Source organism: Kribbella sp. NPDC050820, assembly GCF_040653975.1.
In the GTDB taxonomy this organism is placed as follows: Bacteria; Actinomycetota; Actinomycetes; order Propionibacteriales; family Kribbellaceae; genus Kribbella.
This window is the reverse complement of sequence record NZ_JBFAHB010000136.1, coordinates 1-11,199: the sequence shown is the minus strand read 5'-3', so window position 1 is coordinate 11,199 and position 11,199 is coordinate 1. Positions and strand designations below refer to the sequence as shown.

Sequence of the window (11,199 nt, the reverse complement as noted above, 5' to 3'; positions counted from 1 at the left end):
CGCAAATACTCACCCGGTCAGTCTACTACACACGTGTCCTCTACCCATCTGCCCTCAACCTCACCCCCCCCGGCCCCCTGTGCCCGCCGAACCGCGGCGCCGGGATGTCCCCCGGCGCCGCGGTACCACGATTGGAGTCCCATGACGGTCACCGACTCTGAGGTGGTCCTCGAGGCCGAAGGCCTCACCAAGCATTTCCCGGTACGGCGGGGAGTCCGCGACCTGCTCACCAAGGAGCGCAAGGTCGTGCACGCGGTCGACGACATCCGGCTCACGCTGCGCCGGGGCCGGGTCACCGCGCTGGTCGGCGAGTCCGGTTCGGGCAAGTCGACCGTCGCCCGCCTGCTCGCCCAGCTGTACGGACGGACGGCGGGAGACATCCGCCTGCACGGCGAGACCGTCACGGTGAAGGGCGGCCGCAAGTTCCGCGCGTACTGCCGCCGGGTGCAGATGATCTTCCAGGACCCGTTCGCGTCACTGAACCCGACGCACACCGTGCGGTACCACCTGACCCGTTCGCTGAAGATGCACGGCCGGGCTGGTGAATCGGCCGCCGAGCTCGAGCAGAACCTGCGCGACCTGCTGCTCCGGGTGCAACTCACTCCCCCGGAGCGCTACCTGGACAAGTTCCCGCACGAACTGTCCGGCGGTCAGCGTCAGCGGGTGTCGATCGCCCGCGCGCTCGGCGCCGACCCGGAGGCGCTGCTCGCCGACGAGCCGGTGTCGATGCTCGACGTCTCGATCCGGCTCGGTGTGCTGAACCTGCTGCGCGACCTGAAGGAACGGCTGAACCTGGCCATCCTCTACATCACCCACGACATCGCGTCGGCCCGCTACTTCGCCGACGAGACGCTGGTGATGTACGCCGGCCGGATGGTCGAGGGCGGTGACTCCGAGACCGTCACGCAGAACCCGGCCCACCCATACACCCGGCTGCTGATCGAGAGCGCGCCGGACCCGGACCGGCTGGACCGGGTCGGCGATCTCCAGTCCGAGGAGGACCGTGGCAGCGGCGAACCGCCGAGCCTGATCGCTCCGCCGACCGGCTGCCGGTTCCACCCGCGCTGCGTGCACGCGATGCCGAAGTGCTCGACCGACCTTCCGCCCCGCTTCGACCTACCCACGAACCACGGTCACTGGGCCGCGTGCTGGCTGTACGAGGAAGGAGCGGCGAAGTGAAGTTCCTGCTGCAACGCGTCGCCTTCTACCTCTTCACCGCCTGGGCCGCGCTGACCATCAACTTCTTCATCCCGCGGATGATCCCCGGCGACCCGGTCACCTCGCTGATCAACAAGTTCCAGGGGCAGATGAGCACCGAGGCGATCAACTCGCTCTACGTGCTGTTCGGCCTCGACAAGGACGCCAGCCTGTGGAGCCAGTACGTCGACTACTGGGGCCAGGTGTTCCGCGGCGACCTCGGGTTGTCGTTCACCTTCTTCCCCACGCCGGTCTCGGAGATCCTCAGCCAGAGCCTGCCGTGGACGATCGCGCTGGTCGGGATCACGACGTTCGCGAGCTTCATGATCGGTACGTCGCTCGGCGTGCTGGCCGGCTGGCGCCGCGGCTCCTGGCTGGACGGGCTGTTGCCGGTGACAACTTTCCTGTCGTCGATCCCGTACTTCTGGCTCGGCCTGCTGGCGATCACCCTGCTGGCCGGCCCGGGCAGCATCTTCCCGTCGTCCGGCGGCTACGAGCCCGGCCTGGTGCCGTCCTGGAACGGCGAGTTCATCGGCAGCGCGATCCAGCACAGCCTGCTGCCGGCGGTCACCATCCTGATCTCCTCGGTCAGCGGCTGGATCCTGAGCATGCGGAACATGATGGTGACGGTCGCCTCCGAGGACTACATCACCGTCGCGCACGCCAAGGGCCTGCCCGAGCGCCGGGTGATGGTCAGCTACGCGGCCCGCAACGCGCTGCTGCCGAACGTCTCCGGCTTCGCGTTGTCGCTCGGCTTCATCGTCGGCGGCACGCTGCTGGTGGAAATCGTCTTCTCCTACCCGGGGATCGGCTACAACCTCTTCCAGGCGGTCGGCTCCAAGGACTACCCGCTGATGCAGGGCATCTTCCTGGTCATCACGCTGTCCGTCCTGGTCGCCAACCTGATGGCCGACATCGCCTACCTGCTGCTCGACCCGCGTACCCGGAAGGAGGGCTGAGATGTCCGCGCCAGCCAGCACCATCACCGCGGTGACGCCGGAAGGTCCCGAGGTCGCGGCCGCGCCGGCCAAGCGCCGCCGGCTGCGGTTCGTCGCCAACCCGAAGGCCGCGACCGGCCTGATCGTGCTCGCCTTCTTCTGCGTGATCGCGGTCATCGGGCCGTGGATCGCGCCGTACGACCCGTCTGCGCGCAGCAGCGACCTGATCCAGCCGCCGTCCGGCAAGCACTGGTTCGGTACGACGCACCTCGGCCAGGACATCTTCAGCCAGGTGCTCGTCGGCACCCGCGGCGTGATGTTCGTCGGCCTGCTGGCCGGCATCGTCGCGACCGCGCTGTCCGTGCTGATCGGGGTCAGCGCCGGCTTCCTCGGCGGCGCGGCGGACGAGAGCCTGTCGGCGTTGTCGAACGTCTTCCTGGTCATCCCGGCGCTGCCGCTGATCATCATCGTCGCCTCGACCATCCCCAGTGCCGGCGACCTGATGGTTGCCCTCGTCATCGGCCTCACCTCGTGGGCCTGGGGCGCGCGGGTGTTGCGGGCACAGACGCTGTCGTTGCGGCGGCGCGACTACGTCGAGGCCGCGCGGGCGACCGGTGAGAGCACCTGGCGGATCATCACCGCCGAGATCATGCCGAACCTGACCGCGATCATCGCCTCCGGCTTCGTCGGTACGGTGATCTTCGCGGTGATGTCCGAGATCACCCTGGCGTTCATCGGCATCTCGACCATCTCCGAGTGGAACTGGGGCACGATCCTGTTCTGGGCGCAGAGCCAGCAGGCGCTGGCCCAGGGCGCCTGGTGGTGGTTCGTCCCGGCCGGTCTCGCGATCGCGATCCTCGGTACGGCACTGTCGCTGATCAACTTCGGCATCGACGAGTTCGTCAGCCCGCGGTTGCGGAGTAGCGGGCACACCAAGGTCAAGACGACGGACGGTCACTCGGTCCGGATGCGGGTCGGCTTCACCCCGGTCCTCGGGTCCAGGGCCGGCGCTGCGACTCCTGTGGTACGGCGTAAGAAGGAGGCCGCATGAAGGAGCCGGTGCTCGAGATCAAGGACTTCTGCGTCGACTACGGTCTCGGCGACCAGGCCGTCCAGGCGGTCCGCGACGTCACGCTGACCCTGCATCGCGGTGAGGTCCTCGGGCTCGCGGGCGAGAGCGGCAGCGGGAAGTCGACGCTCGCGTACGGCGTGACGCGGCTGCTCCCGCCGCCTGGAGTGATCAGCGGCGGCTCGGTCGTGTACCACCCGCCGAGCGGTGACTCGTACGACGTGATGGCGCTGACGGACCCGGAGTTGCGGGCGTTCCGGTGGGCCGAGACGTCGATCGTGTTCCAGGGTGCGATGAACTCGCTCAACCCGGTGCACAAGGTCTCGACCCAGATGCTCGACGTCATCAAGGCGCACGAGCCCGGGTTGAGCCCGCAGGCCCGGACCGCTCGGGCTGCCCAGATGCTGAAACTGGTCGGGATCTCGGCGGACCGGATGGACGCCTATCCGCACCAACTGTCCGGCGGAATGCGGCAGCGGGTGATGATCGGGATGGCGCTCGTCCTGGAACCGCAGATCGTGATCATGGACGAGCCGACCACCGCGCTCGACGTGGTGATGCAGCGGCAGATCCTCGCCCAGTTGGTCGAGCTGCGTGAGCGGCTCGGGTTCTCCGTCCTGTTCATCACGCACGACCTGTCGCTGCTGGTGGAGTTCTCGGACCGGATCGCGATCATGTACGGCGGCCGGATCGTCGAGGAGGCGCGGTCTGCGGATCTGTACAAGGACTCGCTGCATCCGTACAGCGAGGGGTTGCTGAAGTCGTTCCCGGCGTTGCGTGGACCGCGGCGGGAGCTGGCCGGGATTCCGGGATCGCCGCCCGACCTGCGCGGGATGCCGTCCGGCTGCTCGTTCCATCCGCGGTGCCCGCACGCGTTCGACCGGTGCTCGGCCGAGATCCCGGTGCTCGGGATTCCGTCCGCCCGCAACGATCCCAGCCGGTCCGTCGCCTGCTGGCTCCCTGGCCGCGTACCTACCTCCTGAAAGGTTCTCTATGAGCGAGCGAAGCGAGTTCATCAGAAGGCACAGTGCACCTCGTGCTTCATCCGCGCCCGCAGCGAAGCGAGGACGCGGATGAGCACAACTTCTGTCTCGGGGGACGCCGAGCTGATCGCGGGGCTGCCGGCCGGATTCCGGTGGGGTGTCGCGACGTCGGCGTACCAGATCGAGGGCGCCGTCGCCGTTGACGGGCGGACGCCGTCCATCTGGGACACCTACTGCCGGGTGCCGGGTGCGATCGACAACGGCGACACCGGCGACATCGCCTGCGACCACTACCACCGGATGCCGGCCGACGTGGCGATGATCAAGGACCTCGGCCTGGACACCTACCGGTTCTCGGTGGCGTGGCCGCGGGTCCAGCCGCACGGGAAGGGCCCGGTCAACCTGGCCGGCATCGACTTCTACGACCGGCTCGTCGACGAACTGCTTGCCCAGGGCATCGACCCGTGGGTGACGCTGTACCACTGGGACCTGCCGCAGGACCTGGAGGACGCCGGCGGCTGGCCGGTGCGCGACACGGCGTATCGGTTCGCCGACTACGCGATGCTCGTCTTCGACGCGTTGAACGATCGCGTCGACACGTGGACCACGCTGAACGAGCCTTGGTGCTCGGCGATGCTGGGTTACGCGTACGGCGCTCATGCGCCGGGTCGGCGTGAGTACCCGGCGGCGTTGGCCGCCGTACATCATCTGCTGCTCGGGCACGGTCTGGCGACGACTCGGATGCGGGAGGCGTCTCCGCGGAGGTTGGACATCGGGATCACGTTGAACGTGGCGACGGCGTACCCGGCCTCGGATGCGCGGCCCGACGTCGACGCGGCTCGGCGGGCGGACGGGATGGGGCGGCGCCTCTATCTCGATCCGCTGGTGTTCGGGCGGTATCCCGCCGATGTGGTTGCGGATCTTGCTGCTGAGGGGGTCGCGCTGCCGGTCGTCGATGGCGATCTCGAGGTGATCTCGGCGCCGATCGACGTACTCGGGGTGAACTACTACTTCAGCCAGAAGTTCACCGGGTTCGGTGAGGACGGGCGGACTGTCGATGACGACGGGCGGCCGGTGAGTCGCACTGTCCCGCTGGACAAGCCGCGCACTGCGATGGACTGGGAGATCGTGCCGGAGGGCTTCACCGATCTGCTGGTCGGGATCGCCCGGGACTACCCGGGGCTGCCGATGGTCATCACCGAGAACGGATCCGCCTTCGAGGACCACCCCGACTCGACCGGCTTCGTCGACGACACCGACCGGGTCGCCTACTTCACCTCCCACCTGGCCGCCGTCGCCGCCGCGATCCAGCAGGGCGCAGACATCCGCGGTTACCTCGCCTGGTCCCTGATGGACAACTTCGAATGGGCCTACGGCTACGCAAAACGCTTCGGCATCGTCCGCGTCGACTACGAAACCCAAACCCGAACCCCCAAATCCAGCGCGTTGTACCTGAAGCGGCTCGCCGAGACGCACCGGGGACAGTAGGGCTACGGACCGCCAGGCCATCACAATCACACCGTTCGCCCGCCCGCGCGCCTGAACCGGACCGAGTCCGGCAATTGTGATGGCCCAGCGGTCCGTCTGCCTGGCTTTGGCGGCCGGGCGGCGGAAGTGTGGAGAAATCGTGGAGATCGGGCCTCCATTCGGTCTCCAAGTATTGGGTGCGGTCCTGTCGCAGAGTCGTTGTATCGACGATGGGGGCGGGAATGTACGACGTGGTGGTTGTCGGGGCGCGGTGTGCGGGCGCGGCGACGGGGATGTTGCTGGGGCGGATGGGGTATCGCGTGGTGATGGTGGACAAGGCGCGGATGCCGAGTGACACCTTGTCGACGCATGGTCTGCTTCGGGGCGGGGTGGTCCAGCTGTCCCGCTGGGGACTGCTCGATTCCGTCCTGGCGAGTGGTGCGCCGGCGGTGACGAAGGTGCGGTTCGAGCTTCCAGGTGAGACCAAGGTACGGCGGATCAAGCCGCGCGTCGGCGTGGACATCCTCGTCGCGCCCCGTCGGCAGATCCTGGACAGCCTGCTCGCCGATGCCGCTGTGGACTCAGGCGCGGAGCTCCGAACGGGCGTGACCGCGACCGGTCTGTTGCGAGCGCGCGACGGACGAGTCACCGGCATCGTCGGCCGCGACCGGAACGGCGATCGCGTCGAACTGTCCGCCCGCGTTGTCGTCGGCGCAGACGGTCGCCGCTCACGAATGGCGGAGTTCGTTCAAGCCAGGACGCTGGAGCACTACACCTCGCCGTGCGCGGTCTACTTCACCTACGTGACCGGACTGGCGCCGGACACCTACGAGTTCCATGTCGCGCCGGACGCGTTCGCCGGTGTGTTCCCGACGCACAACGGCGAGGCCTGCGTCTGGCTGATCCGGCCGACTCCACTTCTCGACCCGATCCGTACGGCGGGCTCCCGCCGTACGGCGGCCTTCGTCAGGCAACTCGAGCAACTGGTGCCGAGCCTCGGCACTCGGGTCCGCGCCGGTCGCATCACCGAACGACTGCGTGGAGCGGCCGACCTGCCGAACTATCTCCGCCAGTCGCACGGCCCCGGCTGGGCGCTCGTCGGCGACGCCGGGTACCACCGCGATCCGATCACCGGGCACGGGATCACCGACGCCTTCCGGGACGCCGAGCTCCTCGCGACGGCCATCGACCAAGGCCTCCGCGACCCGTCCACCGAGCGCGCCGCGATGTCGTCGTACCAGGCGAATCGGACCGCGATGGCGCGTGAGGTGCTCGACCTGACGCGCGCACTGACCGCCTTCCCAGCACCGGAACGCTTCGTCGAGCTACAGGTCCAGCTCAGCGACGCGCTCGAACGAGAGGCCGACCAACTGGCCTCGTTTCCCGGCCAGCAGGCCGTCACCTCAGCAGCTTGAGAGGACAAGAATCATGACCACCACGACAGAGAACCGCCGCAACGGCGTCGACACCGCGACCTTGTTCGCCACCCTCGACGCGGTCAAGGCACAGCCCGAGCTCGCCCGGTTCCAGTTCCGCGCCACCAACAAGTGGATCAGCGGCACCCACAACCGCGGCACGATCAGCGGGTTCTACGGCGCCGGGCAGGAGCACAACCACGCGAGCGCCTTCACCTTCGACGCCGACCACCCGCCGGTGCTGGTCGGTGGCGACAACGGCCCGACCCCGGCCGAGCATCTCCTGCACGCGTTGGCCGCCTGCCTCACCAGCGGCCTGGCGAACATCGCCGCCGCCCGCGGCATCGACCTCGAGGAGGTCACCTCGACGGTCGAGGGCGACATCAACCTGCTCGGCATCCTCGGGCTCGACCCCGAGGTCCGCAACGGGTACGAGGCGATCCGGGTCGTCTTCCACGTCAAGGGCGACGAGGCGGCGGAGAAGCTGGCCGCCTTGGTCGACCAGTCGCGCCGCCGCTCCGCGGTGTACGACGTGATCACGCACGGCGTCCCGGTCTCGATCGACGTCGCGACCGCCTAGCTCGGCACCGCCCGGAACACCGAGTCGGCGGGCTCCGTCGCAACGCCGGAGCCGGCCAGCAAATCGCGCACCCCCGGGGTGATCCACAACGACCCCGGGGGAGCCTCGTCGGCCAGGCCGATCGCAACCTGTACGCCGTACGCGTCCAGCTCGATCGCATCGCGCGGGACCTCGGCGATCGCGACGCCGAGCGTGTCGGCAGGATGCAAGAGGGCGAGTCCGGCGCGCACAGCGGTGGCAGGACCGTCGAACAACACGACTGCTCGTGAGTCCGGCCCGGCGCACCGGCGCCCGCCGGCCGCGACCAGGCTCGAGACCAACTCACCGGCAGACGGCCCGGCGGGCGCGGTGACGGCGGTCAGCGCCACCGGCCGGCCGACCGTCTTCGGCAGGTCGGCGACGAACCGCTCGATCGGGTCGAGGATCTGGTCCGGGTTCCCGGAGACGAAGTGGTCGGCCCCCTCGAGCAGTTCCAGTCGCGCGCCGGGAATCCGGTCGGCGATGAAACGAGCGCCGCCGACATCGATCAGGGCGTCGCCGACCCGGTGCAGCACGAGGGTCGGGACGCGGACCGCGGGGAGCGCGTCCCGGACATCGACGAGCGAGTTCATGTCCAGTAGCGCCCGCACGGTGGACGGTGTCGCGGACGCTCGCATGCGCTGTGCCCACCACCGCTGCATCGGTACGTCGGCCGACGGGCAGCGCAGTCGCATGTCCGCCTCCCAGTCCCACCCGTTCACGAGGTGATCGGTGTAGACCCGCCAGACTTCCTGGGGCTGCGCCCAGGGGTAGTCGGGCGCCGAGATCCGCTTGGCGTAGGCGCCGTACAGGACCAGCCCCGCGACCCGCTCGGGATGGGTCGCCGCGCACAGGATCGCCATCGGCCCGCCCTCGGAGTACCCGACGAGCACTGCCCGCTGCGACCCGACCGCGTCCATCACCGCGAGTACGTCGTGCATCCGCGTCTCGAGGTCCGGCAGGCCGGACGGCCGGTCCGACATCCCGGTGCCGCGCTTGTCGAACCGGATCAGCCGGCCCATCGACCCCAACCGGTGCAGGAAGTGGGCGTGCCGCGGATCGGCCCAGTCCAGTTCGAGGTGCGACACGAATCCGGAGATCAGCACGAGGTCGAGGTCGCCGCTACCGGTCACCTGGTACGCGATGTGCAGGCCGTCGCTGACGGTGTAGCGGACCGGTTCGGCCGGCCGATCCGACGCTTCGACCGGCGCGACGAAGCGGTAGCCGCGACCGTGCAGGGTCCGGATCATCCGCTGGCTGTGGCCGTCGTCGCCGAGCGCGCGCCGTACCTGCTTGATCCGGCTGGTGACGGCCGTCTCGCTCACGAAACGGCCGCCCCAGACACCGTCCATCAGTTCCTCTTTTGCGACCACCCGGTCACGGTGCGAGACCAGGTAGGCGAGCACGTCGAACGCCTGCGGCTCCAGGGGCACCGGAACTCCACCCCGGCGCACCTCGAACAACACCGGGTCGAACTCCAGATCTCCCCCGAACCCAAGCACCACACCCCGACTATGCCCCCTTCTGAACCACTCGGGTAAGGGGCGCCGGGGTCAAGGTCTTGTGGGTTCTCAGGTACGACGCGAAGGTCTCGTGATCGGTGTTGTTCCGGACCGGGTCCGTGGCGACCTTGAAGGCGGAGTAACCGTCCGCCCCGATCACCGTGTAGGCCAGCGCGGCGACCCGGTAGGTCCTGGCCGGATCGAGTACGGCGCCGTCGACCTTCACGTCGGCCGGGTCGACCCGGTCACCGACCGGGCGGCCGGCGTCGAAGGCGTAGCTGACGTTGCCCGACACCGCGAGCGGCGCGAACTTCACCGTGCCGTTGGGCTGGGTCTGCCACTGCTGCTCGAGTACGGCGTCCAGTTGTGCACCGGTCAGGCTGACGGTCAGGACCGGGTTGCCGTAGCCGTACGCCTCCCACGACTCCCCCAGCAGCACCCGGCCGTCCCCGTCGCCCGGCTTGTTGCTGTTGGCAACCAGGAGGTCGCCGCGGAGTGCGGTCGACCCGGTGGCCGGCCTGGCTGCGATCAGGCCGAGGTCGGCGGGCCCGTCCTGGCGGGCGGTCCAGAGGTGTACGTCGGCCGCGAGATCGGCGAAGGTGCTCTCGCCGGCTGCGTTCGCCGTACGCGTGAAGTCGCCGGTGACCGTCGCGACGGGCTCGGCGTACTTGCGGTCGCCGGCCGCGGTCCAGTAGTCGACGATGCCCTGGATCTTCGGGTCGGGGGTGACGTCGCGGGTGACCGGGCGGTTGGTCGACGTGGTCCGGTCCCGCAGTACCTCGCCGGTCCGGCGGTCGAGCTGGACGTTGATCTCGTTGATCAGGCGGCCGTGGTTCGCGGCCTCGACGACCGGGCGCGGGTTGCCGGCCGGGTCCGGGATGCTGCAGTTGAACGCCGCGTGCCAGTGGCCGGTGACGATCGCGTCGATCTGCGGCGTCACCTTGCGGGCCAGGTCGATCGCGGGACCGCTCGGGTTGACGCAGTTGTCGTACGTCGCCGAGCCGTCGGTGCCGCCGTCGTGCATGTTGAGCACGATCGCCTTCACCCCGCGCCGGGTCAGCTCGGCCGCTGCCTTGTTCGCGGACTCGACCGGGTCGAGCGCCCTGAGCTCCGGCTGGTACGACGTGGAGCCGACCGGGGTGTCCGGGACGGTCAGGCCGATGAAGCCGACCGGGTACGAGCGGCCGTGGTCGCGGACCCAACGGATCGTGTACGGCGCGACGATCGTGCGGCCCTTGGCGTCGACGATGTTGGCCGACTGGAAGCTGAAGTCGGCGCCGTGGAAGCGGCGGCCGGTCGAGTCCGTGAAGCAGCTGTCCACGCCGACCGTGCCGAAGCACTTGCCCTTCGCCATGTGGTCGACCAGGAAGCTCCTCGACACGTCGAGCTCGTGGTTGCCGACGCTGGAGAACTCGACGCCGAGCGCGTTCAGCACCTCGACGGTCGGCTCGTCCGCGTGCGCGTCCACCTCGAACGGCCACCCGGAGAAGCTGTCTCCGTCGGCGAAGAAGATCGAGTTGCGGTGTCCGGCGCGGATGCTCTTCAGGTGGGTCGCCAGGTACGCCGCTCCGCCGACAACCTGGGCCTTCCCGTCCGGACCGGCAATCGTCCCGCCGTCAGCGGGCGACGGCGGCCGCAGGTACCCGTGGAAGTCGGTGATCGATACCAGCTGCACCGGCACCGGGTCGGTTTGAGCGGGGCTGGCGCCCGCTGGGGCCAGTGCTGCGGCCGGTGGACTGACGCCGGCGACGAGGACCGCGGCGATCGTGGCGGCCAGGGTGCGGGGGCGGATTCTGCGCACAAATGTCTCCTCAACTGTCCGAACAAGCACATTCCGACAAGATGAGACTGGCGCAGAATGAACAACATGTCACCACCACACGGCGAGTCGCCAAACCCCGTAAGAATCTGACACCCGCCCGTTCGAGGGGATAACCGGCTCTTCTGTCTGATGTGTGGGTCAGTTTCGCCCGGGGAGGGGTGGGCGGTAGCCGCCGAGGGTGAGCATGGCCAGGGCGATGAGGGCGTGG

At 68.9% G+C, this 11,199-nt stretch carries 9 protein-coding genes; 7 read left to right on the top strand and 2 right to left on the bottom strand.

Annotation, left to right across the window (positions count from 1 at the left end; genetic code table 11):
- The first annotated feature begins 141 nt into the window (after positions 1-141).
- The 7 genes from AB0H36_RS47180 to AB0H36_RS47150 all read left to right on the top strand — a co-directional run bounded on the left by AB0H36_RS47180 (position 142) and on the right by AB0H36_RS47150 (position 7,649).
- A complete protein-coding gene (locus AB0H36_RS47180) occupies positions 142-1,179 on the top strand; it encodes an ABC transporter ATP-binding protein (RefSeq protein WP_360538648.1) in 1,038 nt (345 codons plus the stop codon).
- Positions 1,176-2,156, top strand: a complete 981-nt coding sequence (locus tag AB0H36_RS47175) for an ABC transporter permease (protein WP_360538645.1) — start codon at positions 1,176-1,178, stop codon at positions 2,154-2,156. Before AB0H36_RS47180 ends, AB0H36_RS47175 begins: the two co-directional genes overlap by 4 nt.
- Position 2,157: 1 nt before the next feature.
- Positions 2,158-3,186: an ABC transporter permease gene (locus tag AB0H36_RS47170; RefSeq protein WP_360538642.1), complete on the top strand. Its 1,029-nt coding sequence runs from the start codon at positions 2,158-2,160 to the stop codon at positions 3,184-3,186.
- Positions 3,183-4,187 (top strand): ABC transporter ATP-binding protein, encoded by a 1,005-nt coding sequence (locus AB0H36_RS47165; RefSeq protein ID WP_360538640.1) that lies wholly within the window; start codon positions 3,183-3,185, stop codon positions 4,185-4,187. The genes AB0H36_RS47170 and AB0H36_RS47165 overlap by 4 nt, the downstream gene beginning before the upstream one ends.
- A gap of 90 nt (positions 4,188-4,277) precedes the next feature.
- Positions 4,278-5,675 carry a GH1 family beta-glucosidase gene (locus AB0H36_RS47160; protein ID WP_360538637.1) on the top strand — a complete coding sequence of 466 codons (1,398 nt, stop codon included), beginning with the start codon at positions 4,278-4,280 and terminating at the stop codon, positions 5,673-5,675.
- A 221-nt stretch (positions 5,676-5,896) separates the two neighbouring features.
- On the top strand, positions 5,897-7,069 hold the full coding sequence (locus tag AB0H36_RS47155) for an NAD(P)/FAD-dependent oxidoreductase (protein WP_360538634.1): 1,173 nt from the start codon (positions 5,897-5,899) through the stop codon (positions 7,067-7,069).
- 13 nt (positions 7,070-7,082) lie between these two features.
- A complete protein-coding gene (locus AB0H36_RS47150) occupies positions 7,083-7,649 on the top strand; it encodes an OsmC family protein (RefSeq protein ID WP_360538631.1) in 567 nt (188 codons plus the stop codon).
- Here AB0H36_RS47150 and AB0H36_RS47145 read toward each other — a convergent pair.
- Positions 7,646-9,172: an alpha/beta fold hydrolase gene (locus AB0H36_RS47145; protein ID WP_360538628.1), complete on the bottom strand. Its 1,527-nt coding sequence runs from the start codon at positions 9,170-9,172 to the stop codon at positions 7,646-7,648. The two genes, AB0H36_RS47150 and AB0H36_RS47145, sit on opposite strands and share 4 nt — an antisense overlap.
- A gap of 7 nt (positions 9,173-9,179) precedes the next feature.
- A complete protein-coding gene (locus AB0H36_RS47140; protein WP_360538625.1) occupies positions 9,180-10,970 on the bottom strand; it encodes a bifunctional UDP-sugar hydrolase/5'-nucleotidase in 1,791 nt (596 codons plus the stop codon).
- Positions 10,971-11,199 lie beyond the last annotated feature (229 nt).